Source organism: Stenotrophomonas sp. STEN083 (assembly GCF_056759195.1).
This window is the reverse complement of sequence record NZ_JBRRCU010000089.1, coordinates 1-13,658: the sequence shown is the minus strand read 5'-3', so window position 1 is coordinate 13,658 and position 13,658 is coordinate 1. Positions and strand designations below refer to the sequence as shown.

At 63.9% G+C, this 13,658-nt stretch carries 14 protein-coding genes; 3 read left to right on the top strand and 11 right to left on the bottom strand.

The features are described from left to right. Positions 1-84 precede the first annotated feature (84 nt). A complete protein-coding gene (locus ACVOK8_RS18065; RefSeq protein ID WP_481568029.1) occupies positions 85-948 on the bottom strand; it encodes an ion transporter in 864 nt (287 codons plus the stop codon). Between the two features lie 70 nt (positions 949-1,018). On the opposite strand from ACVOK8_RS18065, the gene ACVOK8_RS18060 reads away from it, so the two are divergent. After that, positions 1,019-2,248, top strand: coding sequence for an acetylornithine transaminase (locus tag ACVOK8_RS18060; protein WP_481568030.1), 1,230 nt, complete (start codon positions 1,019-1,021; stop codon positions 2,246-2,248). A 131-nt stretch (positions 2,249-2,379) separates the two neighbouring features. Here ACVOK8_RS18060 and ACVOK8_RS18055 read toward each other — a convergent pair whose 3' ends face one another. The 5 genes from ACVOK8_RS18055 to ACVOK8_RS18035 all read right to left on the bottom strand — a co-directional run bounded on the left by ACVOK8_RS18055 (position 2,380) and on the right by ACVOK8_RS18035 (position 7,990). Beyond that, the gene (locus ACVOK8_RS18055) at positions 2,380-4,212 is read right to left on the bottom strand and encodes a serine hydrolase domain-containing protein (RefSeq protein ID WP_481568028.1); all 1,833 of its coding nucleotides are present in this window, start codon (positions 4,210-4,212) and stop codon (positions 2,380-2,382) included. Continuing rightward, entirely contained in the window at positions 4,209-5,498 is a 1,290-nt protein-coding gene (locus ACVOK8_RS18050) for a sensor histidine kinase (RefSeq protein WP_481568027.1), read from the bottom strand. The genes ACVOK8_RS18055 and ACVOK8_RS18050 overlap by 4 nt, the downstream gene beginning before the upstream one ends. Further along, positions 5,495-6,196, bottom strand: coding sequence for a response regulator transcription factor (locus ACVOK8_RS18045; RefSeq protein ID WP_481568026.1), 702 nt, complete (start codon positions 6,194-6,196; stop codon positions 5,495-5,497). Before ACVOK8_RS18045 ends, ACVOK8_RS18050 begins: the two co-directional genes overlap by 4 nt. A gap of 3 nt (positions 6,197-6,199) precedes the next feature. Continuing rightward, positions 6,200-7,318, bottom strand: coding sequence for a type 1 glutamine amidotransferase domain-containing protein (locus ACVOK8_RS18040; protein WP_481568025.1), 1,119 nt, complete (start codon positions 7,316-7,318; stop codon positions 6,200-6,202). A 75-nt stretch (positions 7,319-7,393) separates the two neighbouring features. Further along, entirely contained in the window at positions 7,394-7,990 is a 597-nt protein-coding gene (locus tag ACVOK8_RS18035) for an HAD-IA family hydrolase (RefSeq protein ID WP_481568024.1), read from the bottom strand. A gap of 137 nt (positions 7,991-8,127) precedes the next feature. Here ACVOK8_RS18035 and azu point away from each other — a divergent pair, with 137 nt between their 5' ends. Next, positions 8,128-8,580 carry an azurin gene (gene azu / locus ACVOK8_RS18030; protein WP_282271671.1) on the top strand — a complete coding sequence of 151 codons (453 nt, stop codon included), beginning with the start codon at positions 8,128-8,130 and terminating at the stop codon, positions 8,578-8,580. Between the two features lie 120 nt (positions 8,581-8,700). Here the strand turns inward: azu and hemL are convergent, their stop codons facing one another. Then, positions 8,701-9,993: a glutamate-1-semialdehyde 2,1-aminomutase gene (hemL, locus tag ACVOK8_RS18025; RefSeq protein WP_481568023.1), complete on the bottom strand. Its 1,293-nt coding sequence runs from the start codon at positions 9,991-9,993 to the stop codon at positions 8,701-8,703. Positions 9,994-10,191: 198 nt separating this feature from the next. Continuing rightward, a complete protein-coding gene (gene thiE, locus ACVOK8_RS18020) occupies positions 10,192-10,818 on the bottom strand; it encodes a thiamine phosphate synthase (RefSeq protein WP_481568022.1) in 627 nt (208 codons plus the stop codon). A 69-nt stretch (positions 10,819-10,887) separates the two neighbouring features. Between thiE and ACVOK8_RS18015 the strand changes: the two genes are divergently transcribed. Then, positions 10,888-11,079: a rubredoxin gene (locus tag ACVOK8_RS18015; RefSeq protein WP_282271680.1), complete on the top strand. Its 192-nt coding sequence runs from the start codon at positions 10,888-10,890 to the stop codon at positions 11,077-11,079. Positions 11,080-11,289: 210 nt separating this feature from the next. Here the strand turns inward: ACVOK8_RS18015 and ACVOK8_RS18010 are convergent, their stop codons facing one another. The 3 genes from ACVOK8_RS18010 to rpiA form a co-directional block, all read right to left on the bottom strand. Next, positions 11,290-12,138: a SirB1 family protein gene (locus ACVOK8_RS18010; RefSeq protein WP_481568021.1), complete on the bottom strand. Its 849-nt coding sequence runs from the start codon at positions 12,136-12,138 to the stop codon at positions 11,290-11,292. Between the two features lie 66 nt (positions 12,139-12,204). Then, positions 12,205-12,663 (bottom strand): DUF192 domain-containing protein, encoded by a 459-nt coding sequence (locus ACVOK8_RS18005; protein ID WP_481568020.1) that lies wholly within the window; start codon positions 12,661-12,663, stop codon positions 12,205-12,207. Between the two features lie 250 nt (positions 12,664-12,913). Next, the gene (gene rpiA / locus ACVOK8_RS18000) at positions 12,914-13,561 is read right to left on the bottom strand and encodes a ribose-5-phosphate isomerase RpiA (protein WP_057629081.1); all 648 of its coding nucleotides are present in this window, start codon (positions 13,559-13,561) and stop codon (positions 12,914-12,916) included. Positions 13,562-13,658: the final 97 nt, after the last annotated feature.

Below are 13,658 nucleotides of genomic sequence, written 5' to 3'. Positions count from 1 at the left end.
ATGCTCGGCAGATGCATTCCCGATAAGGCCCCTGCCGAGCATGGCTCGGCACTACAGCCGTTCCCACGCCCTGCGCCAAGCCGCTCAATGCTCAATATGCTCCGGCAACTCATGCCCGCAGCGGTTGCAGTACTGCGCCTTGAACTCATGCCCTTCATGCCCGCAGACCGTGCAGCCGCGGTTGTCGCGGCGGCTTTCGCGCAGCATGTTGCCGGCCAGCTCGGCAGTGTAGATGCCGGTAGGCACGGCCAGGATGCTGTAGCCGATCAGGATCAGCACCGAGGTGATGAAACGGCCCAAGGTTGTGTGCGGCACGATGTCGCCGAAGCCCACCGTTGCCATTGTCACCACCGCCCAGTACATGCTGGCGGGGATGTTGCTGAAGCCGTACTGCGGGCCTTCGATCACATACATCAAAGCGCCGGCGATGATGGCGATGGTCACCACCATTGACAGGAACAGCAGGATCTTGCGGCGGCTGCGCCACAGTGCCGCCATCAGTACGCCGCTTTCCTCGATGTAACGGGTCAGCTTGAGGATGCGGAACACCCGCAGCAGGCGCAGCACCCGCACCACCAGCAGGCTCTGCGCGCCGGGAATGAAGAAGGAAATATAGGACGGCAGGATCGCCAGCAGGTCGATGATGCCCCAGATACTGAACGCGTAGCGCAGCGGCCGCCGCACCACCAGCAGGCGCAGCAGGTACTCGGCGGTGAACAGCAGGGTGAATCCCCACTCGACGATATAGAAGCCGGTGGCCCAGGCCACGTGGATGTGTTGCACGCTGTCAAACATCACCACCAGCACGCTGGCGAGGATGGCCCAGACCAGCAGCAGGTCGAACCGGCGCGAGGGCGGGGTATCGGTGCGGTGGATGATGTCGAACCAGCGGCGGCGCCAACCGCTGTCGCTGGCCGGGTTCAGTTGGGGGGCAGAGAACAGTCGCATGTGCCCATTGTGCCGCAGGCCCACGGAATGGAGGACAATGGGCCGTTCACACCCACTGATCTGGAACGCCATGACCGCTGTCGTCGAGCCGCTGTTGTCCCTGTCCAATTACTACCTGCCGGTCTACCGCCCGCGCCAGCTGGTGCTGGAGCGAGGCCAGGGCGCGCGACTGTGGGATACGCAGGGCCGTGAGTTCATCGACCTGGCCGCCGGCATCGCGGTATGCAGCCTGGGCCACAACAACCCGGACCTGAAGGCTGCGCTGTTCGAACAGGCCGACAAGCTCTGGCATACCAGCAACATGTTCTACAGCGAGCCGCCGCTGCACCTGGCGCAGGAACTGGTGGACGCCTCGCGTTTCGCCAAGCGCGTGTTCCTGTGCAATTCCGGCGCCGAAGCCAATGAAGTGGCGATCAAGCTGGTACGCAAGTGGGCCAGCGCGCAGGGCCGCGGCCCGGAGAAGCGTTTCATCGTGACTTTCCGCGGCAGCTTCCATGGCCGCACCCTGGCCACGGTGACCGCTACCGCTCAGCCGAAGTACCAGGAAGGCTACGAGCCGCTGCCCGGTGGCTTCCGCTATGTCGACTTCAATGACGTCGCCCAGCTTGAACAAGCGATGGCCGCTGGCGATGTTGCCGCGGTGATGTTCGAACCGGTGCAGGGCGAGGGTGGGGTAATGCCGGCCAGCGCCGAGTTCATGCGCCGTGCCCGCGAGCTGTGCGACCAGCACGACGCGCTGATGGTGCTGGATGAAATCCAGGTCGGCATGGGCCGTACCGGTGAGCTGTTCGCGCATTGGAACTGGGGCGTGACCCCGGACATCGTCACCCTGGCCAAGGCATTGGGCGGTGGTTTCCCGATCGGCGCGATGCTGGCTGGTCCCAAGGTTGCCGACGTGATGAGCGTTGGCGCACACGGCAGCACTTTTGGCGGTAACCCGCTGGCCGCTGCGGTAGCCCGCGTGGCGCTGCGCAAGCTGTCGTCTGACGAGATCAAGGCCAATGTGCTGCGCCAGTCGGCCGCACTGAAAGCCGGTCTGGAAGCCATTGGCGAAGAGTTCGGCGTGTTCGAGCAGGTGCGTGGCATGGGCCTGATGCTGGGCGCGGTGCTCAAGCCCGACTACGTAGCTGACATCGGCGTATTGCTGGATCTGGCGGCCGAAAAGCAGGTGCTGATCCTGCAGGCCGGCACCAGTGTGCTGCGTTTTGTGCCGGCGCTGAACATCACCGACGAAGAAGTGGCCGAAGGCCTGAAGCGCGTGCGCGAGGCTATTGCGGCGTATATCGGCTCACGCAACTGAAGCAAGCGATAGCACTGGCGAGTACAGTGCTGCGGAAACTTGATGCCCTCGACGTGCACCGCCTGTAGCGGTCACTCGGGGGCATCGCTTATCTGCGGTATCGGCCAGCGCAAGGGTCAGGACGCTGGCATTTACAGCAGCCACAGTCGCAATGGCAGCAACTGCCATGCAACCAACAGTCCAGCACCGGGTAGTGTCGCCAACAGGCATGTTGTCAGCAGCCGCGTAGTGCGGTCGGCACGTCGCCATCCATGCAGCCCCACTGCCGTTCCTGTCACCAGCGCCAACGGCAGCAGCAAGCTCACGCCGGCCAGCGACATACTCGCTACAGTCCGGTCACCCAGTTCCAGCAGGGATTGTCGATAGAGCAGGGCTATTGGCAGCAGCAAGGCTGTACCGGCCAGCACGGGCAGGAAAATCGGGTGTTGCCAGCGCAGCTTTCCGCGAATCGCCAACACAACACCGGTCAGCATCATGATGACAACGCCGACCATTGCGATGGACAACAGCAGCCCCGGCACAATGATGCGCCAGGCAGGAACCCGCACATGGTTGCGCAGTCCGTCGCTCAAAACGCGACCACCGTCTTCGCCAATCAACAGCACATGCGAGGGTAGAACCCGGCCGTCCGCTCTGAACAGCCGATTGCCGAGCGGCTGTAGCAGCTGCGCATCTCTGGATGGCGAGCGTAGACGGAGCTTGTCCCCAATAGTATCCACGCGAACGAAGTCGGTCAGCGCCTGCAGTGGCGCAATTGCAGGCATTGCCTGTGGTGAACGGATGTAGAAACCGTCCCACTCTGACATCGAGGTTGTGATGGGCGATGCGGCCTGCACTGAAGCAATGGGCGGCATTGCAAGTGCTTCGACAAGCCGCTGGTTGAGTCTTTCGTTCTTGGCGTCTTCGTTGTCGGTGTTGGTGGCAACGAAGAAAGCGCTGCGTTGCTGCGGAAATACGCATAGCATCGCCCAGTAGCCGACGGTGTTGCCGGGATGGCAGCCGCCAACCTGGCCGTGCCGGTCGCGTCCAACCAGCACCAGCCCATGGCCGAGTGGCAGACCAGCGCGCACGGCCTCGGTTCCAGTCGGTGCGGCCAACGCCTTCATCAGGTCCATTGCGATGAAGGACTGCCCCGCATTGCTGCCGTCGCCAAGCAGGAAGCTGGCAAACAGCGCCATGTCACCCGCGCTGGTGGTCAGTTGCGCGGCGGGGCGTAGAAAAGTGGGTACGGCCGGTGCAGGGCGCGCCTGTTCAAAGTGGCCCATTGCAAGATGCGGATCTGTGTGCGAACCGGTCTGCGCGGTGTAGGTGAAGGTGCTGTCCCGCATGCCCAGCCCCGCCAGCACTTCCCGGTCCATCCAGGTTTCGTAGCGTTCGCCGCTGACGGCCTCGATCACCTGCCCAAGCACGGTATAGCCTAGGTTGGAGTAGCTGAAGCGACTGCCAGGTTGGCTGAGGACGCGTAGCGGCGCGCGGTCCGTTCCAGATGCGATCGCCAATGGCACGTCAGCGCTTGCCCGAAGGCTGAAGAACTGGCCGAGCTTGAGGTTCTCCAGGCCGGCCGTATGCGCAAGCAGGTGGTGCACACGTACCGGGTGCGTGGATTCCCAGGGATTGTCGAAGCGGATTGCCGGAACCACCTGTGTCACCGGTGTCTCCAATGAAAGGCGACCTTGGCTGACCAGGCGCAGCACGCCAAGGGCAAGCACGGCCTTGGTAACCGAGCCAACGTGTACATGCGTTGAGGCCTGCATGGGTGCGCGGGTGACTGCATCACGTACCCCTGCGGCACCGCTGGCAGCGCGGCCGTCTGCGGTGACGGTAGTCCAGACCACACCTTGCAGACCTTCCTCATCGATGATGCGCTGCATGTCAGCGTGCAATTTGCTGCTGTCATCGGCTGCCGCAGGAGGCGCCGCCAAGACGGATACGCACAGCAGAAGAATCTGCAGAAGGGGCTTCATGGCGTGGCTCGCGCTGGCATGAGCGGGAAGGCGACCGTCGTCAGCCCGTCATCGTGGCGGATGTCCAAGGCAAAGCCGTGCTGCTCGCAAAGCCGCTGCACGATCGCCAAACCCAGTCCAAAGCCAGCGCTGTTCGCTCCCTTGCTGAAGGCATCCAATGCCTGGTCGCTGATGCCATCACCGGGGTTGATGATGCGCAGCTGTTCGTTCTCGACGGCGACGCGTATCGTGCCGGCCGCCGTATGTGCGAAGGCGTTGCCAATCAGATTGGCGAGCAATACCTGCAGTACTGTCGGTGGCAAGGTACTGTTTTCGGCAAACGGGACATCGATGTCCAGCTCGATTTGTTTGTCGTCCAGCAGCGGTGATTGCTCGACAATCACGCGCTCGATTACTGGCAGCAATCTGTTCGGCTCGCCAGTGGCAGGCAGCGCCTGTTCGCGGGCCAGCGCCAACAGCATGCTGACCGTTTGCTCCAGCTGCAGCGCTGACTGGCGAATGTGTGAAAGCCCCTGCTGTGCAGCAGGCGACAGCGATGGATCACGGGCAAGGCGCTCGGTGGTTCCACGGATAACGGCTAGCGGTGTTCGCAGCTCATGGCTGGCATCGCGGGTGAACTCGCGCTCGCGGATAACGAAAGCACGGATGCGGGTGATCAACGCCTCCAGTCCACGCGCCAGCACGCCGACTTCGTCGTCGGCAAAGCGCTGCGCATGCACTGCGGGTAGGTGGTCGGGGCCGGCGTTGTCGACGAGCTGGGCAAGCCGCGACAGCGGTGCGGTAGTGCGACCTGCCAGCCATGCGCCGAGCAGCAGGGCCAGCGCGATCACTGCCACGCCAGACCAGATCAGCAGCTGCAGCAAACCCGCGCGCTGTGGCCGAACAACCAGTAACTGGCTCACTTCGGCCAACAGCCAGGCCGGTTCGGCAGCAGCATCAGGCTGCAGGCGCTGCAGATGGTAGTGACGGCCGTCGCTGCCCGGGAATTCACGCCGACGCGGTTCGCGCGCCAAGGTGCCGGCGATACTGTCGGGCAGCTGCGTCGCGGACTCGATCACCTGCATCCATGATTCGCGCGGCGCTTTCCACCCACCGGTCTGCGCATGATGCTGCAGTTGCTCGCTGGCTTCGCGCTCCAGCAGTCCATTGAAGAACATGTCTTCAACCGCATAGGCGAACACTGCCACGTACAGCCCAAACAGTGCCGCAACCACCAGCGTGAAGCCGGCAAAGGCCAGCATCAGCCGGTTGCGCAGGCGTTTGCGTGGGGTCGAGGATGGATTCATCGCGGCGCGCGCTCATCGGACTCAAGGCGAAAGCCGACGCCATGCACGGTCTTCAGCATTGGTGTGGGAAACGGCTTGTCCAGCATCTGGCGCAATAGATAGAGATGCGTGCGCAATGGGTCCGAGTCGGGAGGGGTGTCGCCCCAGAGGCGCTGTACAAGATCGCTGCGGGTCAGCGTGCGCGGCCATGCTTCGGCAAGCGCCAGCAGGATCTCGAAGCTGGTCTGGTGCATCTCGATGTGCTGGCAGTGGCGTTGCACGTCGCGGCTACGGCGATCGATCCGCAGGCTGCCGATGCACAGCACATGTTCCTGACCGGCGCGATGGCGTTGCGACAAGGCCAGGCAGCGGGCCACCAGTTCTTCGCCAGCAAAAGGCTTGACGAGGTAGTCATCGGCACCGCTGCGGAAGCCAAGCAGGCGGTCGTCCAGCGCATCGCGTGCGGTCAGCATCAGGATCGGGACATGCCGGTCGGATTCGGCGCGCAGGCGCTGGCAGACTTGCAGCCCGTCCAAACCGGGCAGGCCCAGATCCAGCACCAGCACGTCCGGTGGTTCGGTCAGCGCCATCTGCAGGCCGCTGCGGCCGTCGGCGGCGAAGCTGGGCTGGAATCCATGTGCGGACAGCAGCGCCTGCAGGTTGTCACGCAGCAGGCGGTTGTCCTCGATCACCAGAATGCGCAGGGCAGGCAGGGGCATGGCTCAACCGTCGATCTGTTGCAGGAGGGCTTGAGCCTGTTCCAGCTTCGGATTGCTTGCCAGTGCCTGGAGTACCAGGGCGCGAGCTTGCACCGGTCGCTTGAGTTTGAGGTGGGCTTGGGCAGCGGCAAGTTTCAGTTGTGCCTCGTGCATGTGTGGCAAGGCCAGTTCCATGACCTGCAAGGCCTGCTCCAGGGCGACATCGTTGGCTGCGGCCTGTGCTTGGTAATAGCCGAGAATGCCGATCAGCTCAACGTGATGGCGCGAGACATCGGCCGCCAGTGCAGTACGTGCGCCTTGCACGTCGCCGCTCAACAGGCGTTCCACCAGGGCCATGCTGGTTTCATCGCGCCATGGTGTGCGGGCGACCGGTGTGCGGCCAGTGGCGCGCACGATGGCTTCTGCCACGGCGGTGGTGGAGTAGGGGTTCTGGCCGGTGATCAAGCGGCCATCAACCACCAGCTTCGGCATCATCAACGGTGCTTCCTGCCACCGCGCGCCGCGCTGGCGCAGCGCGTCTTCGAGCAGCCACGGGAACTGGGCCGTCCACTTCTTGCCGAATATTGCCTCCTCTTCATTGCTGAAGCCGGTGAGCTGGCGACCCGCGACGAGCAGGCTGCCATCGGCCAGCCGTACCTCGGCCAAGGCGGCCGGACCGTGACAGACCGCGGCGACGATGCCGCCGTTGTCCCAGACCGTGCCCAACAACTGCTGCAATGCCTGGTCGCGGGGCAGGTCGAACATCGCGCCCTTGCCGCCGACCACGTACACGGCCGCGTAGTCGGAGGCCTTCAGCTCCGTGGTGGGCTTGGTGTCTGCCAGTTGCCGCATCGCCTGTGCATCGGCCAGCAAGGCAGCGTTGAAGGGTTCGTCCGGGTTGTATTTGTCGGCCTCCACCGCGCCGCCCTTGGGGCTGGCGACCTCCACCTGCAGGCCGTTGGCCTTGAATACCAACCAGGCCTGCGACAGTTCATCGAACTCGTAGCCGGGGCGCTGTTTACCGGCATCCTTGCCCTCGCCGCTGACCACAATCAGTACCTTGTCGGTTGCCGCCGATGCATGCTGTGGCAATGCCGGCGCCAGCAGCAGGAGGGACAGCAATAATCGTGAGGGCAGGTTCATCGGTGGCTCCAGTGGCTTGGGAGGCCAGTGTCGCCAACGGATATCAAATGAATTTCAATCGCTGCGAGAGCCAGGTCAACGCAGCAGGTGATTGCGCTTGAGTAGGCGTCGTAGCGACTGCGCATGAAACGCCGTATCGGCACGCAGCCCGGCCTCACGCGCGCCCTGCACATTGCGGAACAGGTGATCGACGAACAGGCTACGCTCAGGCGCACAGCCAAGCGCCGCGCAGGCGGCGAGATACGCCGCTGGATCGGGTTTTCGTACTCCCAGCGCTGCGCTGCACAGCACGCGACGGCCGGCCAGCAACTGCTCGATCACTGGCCGCGTCAGCAGACCATTGTTGGTCAGTACCGCAACCTGTACATCCGCATGGACGTGCTCCAGCACAGCCATGCAATCGCTGCGCAGCTTGCTGGCAGCGAGCCGTGCAGCATGCCAGTGCGCGGCGCCCAATGCGCTGCCCAAACGTTGATTCAATGCCTGCAACAACTGCTCACCCTCCAGTTCACCGCGGGCATGGGCAAACTCAAGCCCGTCCGTGCGCAACGCTGCGTCCACCTGCTGGGGTGTGCAGCCGGCAGCGTCGGCAAGCTGGCGCAGATGGATGCGGTGATCGTAATCGGCGAGCAGGCCGTCGAAATCCAGCAGCAAGGCGTGCGGTCGTTGCATGGGTGGCAAGGCAGGAACGGGGCTGCAGTATCGCTGGCATGGCAGCTGCGCGCAGCCTGCGACATCGCGTCACAGGTGAAATCTTTGGGGTTTGCCTAGAATCAGGACACTGTAGTTGTCATCGTTTGGAGTTCACCGTGAAGCGTTCCAGCCTGCTGTTGTTGGCCCTTGCGGGCCTGTTGCCTGCCGCCCCTGCGCTGGCCCGTACCTGTGCAGTCACCATCGAAAGCAACGACCGGATGCAGTTCTCCGTGCCGCAGATCCGGGTTGCCGCCGATTGCACGCAGGTAGACCTGACCTTGAAGCACACCGGCAGGATGCCGGCGACCGCGATGGGGCATAACTGGGTACTGACGCGCACACCCGATTTCCAGCAAGTGGCGACGGCTGGCATGCGTTCGACGCTGGCTGACAGTTACCTGCCCAAGAATGATGCGCGGGTGATCGCGTTCACGCCGGTGATTGGTGGCGGGCAGACCACGCAGGTGCGCTTTGCGACCAGCAAGTTGACGCGTGGTGGCGACTACACCTTCTTCTGTTCGTTCCCGGGGCACTGGGGAATGATGAAGGGCAAGCTGGTTTTTGGGTGAGCTGATGAGCTGCTCGAATCTTGGGTTCGAGAAGCTTCAGAGCAAGAGCTGTCCTCACCACAACCCCTCTCCCGTGAACGGGAGAGGGGCTTTATTTCGATCATTCGCGCGGTAGGTTGATCAACCCGCAGCGACCACCTTGAACGCCTCACGCGCTGCAGCCAGCGTGGCTTCAATCACCGCATCGTCATGCGCGCTGGACAGGAAGCCGGCCTCGTAGGCAGACGGTGCCAGGAATACACCGCGCTCCAGCATGGCGTGGAAGAACAGGTTGAAGGCCTTGATGTCACAGGCGATGGCCTGGGCATAGGTCTCCACCTTCTCGCTGCTGAAGAACAGGCCGAACATGCCGCCGACGCGGGTGGTGGTGACGGCCACACCGGCATCGCGCGCTGCCGCTTCCAGGCCATCGCAGAGCGTGTTGGTTGCCGCCGTCAGGCGCTCATGGAAACCCGGCGCCTGCACCAGCTGCAGCATCGCCAGGCCAGCGGCCATGGCCACCGGATTGCCGCTCAGCGTGCCGGCCTGGTAGATCGGGCCGGCCGGGGCGATCTGCGACATCAGCTCGCGACGACCGCCGTAGGCGCCCACCGGCATGCCGCCGCCGATGATCTTGCCGAAGGTGCTCAGGTCCGGGGTGATGCCGTAATGCGCCTGTGCGCCGCCCAAGGCGACACGGAAGCCGGTCATCACTTCGTCGAAGATCAGCAGCGTGCCGTATTGCGTGCACAGCGCGCGCAGGTGCTGCAGGTAGCCATCACGCGGCGGAATGCAGTTGGCGTTGCCGACCACCGGTTCGATGATCAGGCCGGCGATGTCGGCGCCCTGCTGCTCGAACAGCGCGGTGGCGGCTTCGAAATCGTTGTAGGGCAGAGTCAGGGTCAGTTCGCTCAGCCCAGCCGGTACGCCCGGCGAGGTCGGCACACCGAGGGTCAGCATGCCGCTGCCGGCCTTGACAAGGAACGAGTCGCCGTGGCCGTGGTAGCAGCCTTCGAACTTGACGATCTTGTTGCGGCCGGTGGCGCCGCGCGCCAGACGGATCGCCGACAGCGTGGCCTCGGTACCGGAGTTGACCATGCGCACCATCTCGCAGGACGGCACCAGCTGGGTGATGGTCTCGGCCATGGTCACTTCGGCCGCGCACGGCGCACCGAACGACAGCCCATTACCGATGGCCTGCTGCACGGCGTCGCGCACGGACGGGTGGTTGTGGCCGACGATCATCGGGCCCCAGGAGCCGACGTAGTCGATGTAGGCATTGCCATCCACGTCATGCAGGTAGGCGCCATCGGCGCGCTGCACGAAGAAGGGTTCGCCGCCGACCGACTTGAATGCACGCACCGGTGAATTGACGCCACCGGGCAGCAAGGTCTGCGCGCGGGTGAACAGGGCGTGGGATTGGGCGTGGTTCATGCGTGAGTCCTTTGAGGTATCAACAACAACGAAGAGCTGGGCTCTGCATTAGCCCCTCTCCCGCTTGCGGGAGAGGGGTTGGGGTGAGGGGAAGCTTCTAGCAAGCGAACGTCAAAAGCCCCCTCATCCGCCCCTTTCGGGGCACCTTCTCCCGCAGGCGGGAGAAGGGAATGGCAGAGATCGTGCGGGCTTGGCTGGTCAGACAGACCCGAAGCAACTGCGATAAGCGTCCAACGCAGCCACCGGATCGGCCTCGCTGAACACGCCACTGATCACCGCGATCAGATCCGCGCCAGCGTCCACCACAGGCCGACTATTGTCCGGGGTCAAACCACCAATCGCCACCCGCGGCACCTCAAGTGCGGCGCTTTGTCGCAGCAGCTCAGGACTGGCGCGGCGCGGGGTGACCTTGCTGCGGCTGGGGAAGAAGGCACCGAAGGCCACATAGCTGGCACCAGCAGCAACCGCGCGCTGGGCACGCTCGAGCTCGTCATAGCAGGACGCGCCAATAATGGCCTGCGGGCCAAGCAGTGCCCGCGCTGCAGCAATGTCGCCGTCGTCTTCACCCAGATGCACGCCGGCAGCGCCGACCTGCAGGGCAAGGCTGACGTCATCATTGATGATCAGCGGAACCCCGGCTTCTGCGCACAGCACCTGCAGTGCCGTGGCCTGGGCCAGTCGGGTGGGCGCATCGACCGCTTTGTTGCGGTATTGCAGCCAAGTGGTGCCGGGCAGCAGCGGGCGGACCCGCTCAAGCAGGCGCGTGCTGTCGGTTTCGTCGGGGGTGATCAGGTAGACGCCACGGGCGTCGGCAAGCTGTGTCATGTATGGCTACCGGTACGGCGTGGGGAATGTGACAATCAACGCCGCTTCTTTGTCCGGTGATTATCCCCGATGTCCGACGCTACGGCCTCCAACCTGCGCAACTGGATGTGTGTCGTCTGTGGCTTCATCTACAGCGAGGCCGACGGCTTGCCGGAAGAAGGCATCGCCCCGGGCACCCGCTGGGAAGACGTGCCTGACACCTGGACCTGCCCGGACTGCGGCGTGACCAAGGATGACTTCGAGATGGTCGAGTTGGATTGAGCCGCGCAACCTCCGGTTTGCAGGAGCGGCGTCAGCCGCGAAGCCGCTGCGGTATCCGAAGTCGGCCAAGCACATTCACCTGCCGATGGATTGTCTTGGCTCCCTGCGCAAAGCCGGTTCTGCAGAGGTGTTGCGTTGATCCCTGGCTTCGGATGCCGCAGTGGCTTCGCGGCTGACGCCGCTCCTACAAAAGGCAGGGCAAAGCGAGGCTCAATGCAGCCTCGGCTTTTCGCCACCCAGTTCAACCAGACGTTCGCGGATGCTGACGGCATCAGCAGCTTCGGGGGCCATCTTCAGGTAGCGCGTCAAGTCGGCGCGGGCGCCGGCCAGATGCTCCAGCTGCATGTAGGCCAAGCCGCGATCGCGTACCGCATCGGCCTGCTCGGGGACGAGTTTGAGGATGCGGTCGGCGCTGCGTGCGGCGCGGTCCCATTCGCCGCGTTCGGCATAGACGCCGTGCAGGTTGCGCAGCATGCGCATCAGGATGGCGCGGTGCGGGGCCGGGTCCAGGATCTGCGCCAGCACGCTGTCGTCGGGCGTTTCACCGCCCAGATTGCTGCGTGCGCGCTCGCGTAGTTCATCCACACCCAGCGGGCGACCACCGTTGAACGGGTCCATGATCAGCACGCCGTCTTCCACCGGCAGCCGCACCAGGAAGTGGCCGGGGAAGGAAATGCCTTCCAGTGGCAGCCCGAGCCGGCGCGAGACTTCAATCTGTACCAACGCCAGCGAGATCGGATTGCCCAGACGGCGCTCGAACACCTCGTTGAGGTAGCTGTTGCGCGGGTCGTAGTACTCCTCGTTGTCGCCGCTGTAACCGACCTCGTTGAACAGGTGGTTGTTGATGGCGGCAACCTTGAGCGGCCATTCACCGATGGCGTCCACTTCCACCCGCAGGTGGTCGGCATGGGCCTGCAGCACGCGGTCGTAGGCGGCCGGGTCCAGCTGCGGGTATTCGTCGCGGGCGATCAGCAAGGCAGTCGGCAGCAGCGGCAGTGCCTCATCGGGCAAGCCGGCCAGTTCTTCCCACTGCGGCAGGGTAATGCGTGTTTCAGACATGCCCCCAAGACTGGCGGCAAAGCGGCGCCGGTTCAAGGGCGGCGCTGTTCAATTTGTGTGTATCAGTCAGTTGCCGGTGGCGATGCCTGGGCCGAAGGTCAGCTCGGCGCCGTCTTCCAGTTTGAGCTTGGCGGCCTGGCCGGCGTTGAGCTCAAGCACGTACAGGGCCGGGTTGAAGCTGGGGTAGGGCGGGCACATGTCGCCGGCCGAGCACGGCGGCACATCGCGCTGCTGGCCGACCAGGCGGCGCTGGCTGTCGAAATAGAGGATGTCGAGCGGGATCCTGGTGTTCTTCATCCAGTAGGCCTGCGGTTCTTCGCGGTCGTGGACGAACAACATGCCGTGATCGGCGTCCATCTGGTCACGGAACATCAGCCCGCGGGCGCGGGTTTCGTCGTTCTGCGCCAGTTCCACGTTGTAACGGGTGCCGGCCAGTTCCACCCAGTGCTTGCCGTCGGCGCTTGCGCAACCGGCCAGGGCAAGCAGGGAAAGGGCAAGGATGGTGCGCAGGAAGGATTTGGGCATGGTTGGGACCTGGTTTCTAGGGGAGCCTTCGGGCGGGTTCGGTGGAAGTCAAAAGCTTCCCCTCATCCGCCCTTCGGGCACCTTCTCCCGCTTGCGGGAGAAGGGAAGAGCAACAAGCCAAGGCTGCAGCAGCTGCCAAAGCCAATGCAGCAGCCAAAGCCAAGGGCAAATCAACAGCCAAAGCCGAAGCCAAGCCAAAGCCAAGGGCAAATCAACAGCGAATGCCAAGCCGAAGCTGTGTTGGTTAGGCTTACAGCACCTGCGGCGGCTCGCCGCCGATGATGACTACGTCAGCCGGGCGGCGGGCGAACAAACCTACGGTAACGACGCCGGGAATCTGGTTGAGCTGCTGTTCCAGCTTCACCGGGTCGGTGATGGCCAGGTTGTGCACGTCCAGAATCAGATTTCCGTTGTCGGTGACCACGCCGTCGCGCCATACCGGCTGGCCGCCGGTCAGGGCAAGGATCTCGCGGGCGACCAGGCTGCGCGCCATCGGGATGACTTCCACCGGAAGCGGGAACTTGCCCAGTACCTTGACCTGCTTGCTCGGGTCGACGATGCAGACGAACTGCTTGCTGGCCTCGGCGATGATCTTCTCGCGGGTCAGTGCGGCGCCGCCGCCCTTGATCAGGTTTTTGTTGCCGTCGCACTCGTCGGCGCCGTCCACGTACAGCGACAGGCCGCCGGTGTGGTTCAAGTCCAGCACCTCGATGCCGTGGCCCTTGAGCAGGGCGGTGCTCTGGTCGGAACTGGAGACCGCGCCTTCGATCTGGTCCTTGATGCGGGCCAGGGCTTCGATGAAGTAGGCAACGGTGGAACCGGTGCCGACACCGACGATCATTCCCTTCTGGACGTACTCGATGGCTTTTTCGGCGGCCAGGCGCTTGGCTTCAGACATGGTGGGCTCAATCAGGTTGGAAAACGGGCTTTTTGTAGGAGCGGGGGGATGGAGGGAGCGCTGGAGGGCGAGCAAGCGACTACAGGAACCCGGGAGC

Excerpts from the sequence above, each read along its gene's own strand:
- ACVOK8_RS18065 (WP_481568029.1), bottom strand. The coding sequence starts at position 948 with ATGCGACTGTTCTCTGCCCCCCAACTGAACCCGGCCAGCGACAGCGGT.
- ACVOK8_RS18060 (WP_481568030.1), top strand. The coding sequence starts at position 1,019 with ATGACCGCTGTCGTCGAGCCGCTGTTGTCCCTGTCCAATTACTACCTG.
- ACVOK8_RS18055 (WP_481568028.1), bottom strand. The coding sequence starts at position 4,212 with ATGAAGCCCCTTCTGCAGATTCTTCTGCTGTGCGTATCCGTCTTGGCG.
- ACVOK8_RS18050 (WP_481568027.1), bottom strand. The coding sequence starts at position 5,498 with ATGAATCCATCCTCGACCCCACGCAAACGCCTGCGCAACCGGCTGATG.
- ACVOK8_RS18045 (WP_481568026.1), bottom strand. The coding sequence starts at position 6,196 with ATGCCCCTGCCTGCCCTGCGCATTCTGGTGATCGAGGACAACCGCCTG.
- ACVOK8_RS18040 (WP_481568025.1), bottom strand. The coding sequence starts at position 7,318 with ATGAACCTGCCCTCACGATTATTGCTGTCCCTCCTGCTGCTGGCGCCG.
- ACVOK8_RS18035 (WP_481568024.1), bottom strand. The coding sequence starts at position 7,990 with ATGCAACGACCGCACGCCTTGCTGCTGGATTTCGACGGCCTGCTCGCC.
- hemL (WP_481568023.1), bottom strand. The coding sequence starts at position 9,993 with ATGAACCACGCCCAATCCCACGCCCTGTTCACCCGCGCGCAGACCTTG.
- thiE (WP_481568022.1), bottom strand. The coding sequence starts at position 10,818 with ATGACACAGCTTGCCGACGCCCGTGGCGTCTACCTGATCACCCCCGAC.
- ACVOK8_RS18015 (WP_282271680.1), top strand. The coding sequence starts at position 10,888 with ATGTCCGACGCTACGGCCTCCAACCTGCGCAACTGGATGTGTGTCGTC.
- ACVOK8_RS18010 (WP_481568021.1), bottom strand. The coding sequence starts at position 12,138 with ATGTCTGAAACACGCATTACCCTGCCGCAGTGGGAAGAACTGGCCGGC.
- ACVOK8_RS18005 (WP_481568020.1), bottom strand. The coding sequence starts at position 12,663 with ATGCCCAAATCCTTCCTGCGCACCATCCTTGCCCTTTCCCTGCTTGCC.
- rpiA (WP_057629081.1), bottom strand. The coding sequence starts at position 13,561 with ATGTCTGAAGCCAAGCGCCTGGCCGCCGAAAAAGCCATCGAGTACGTC.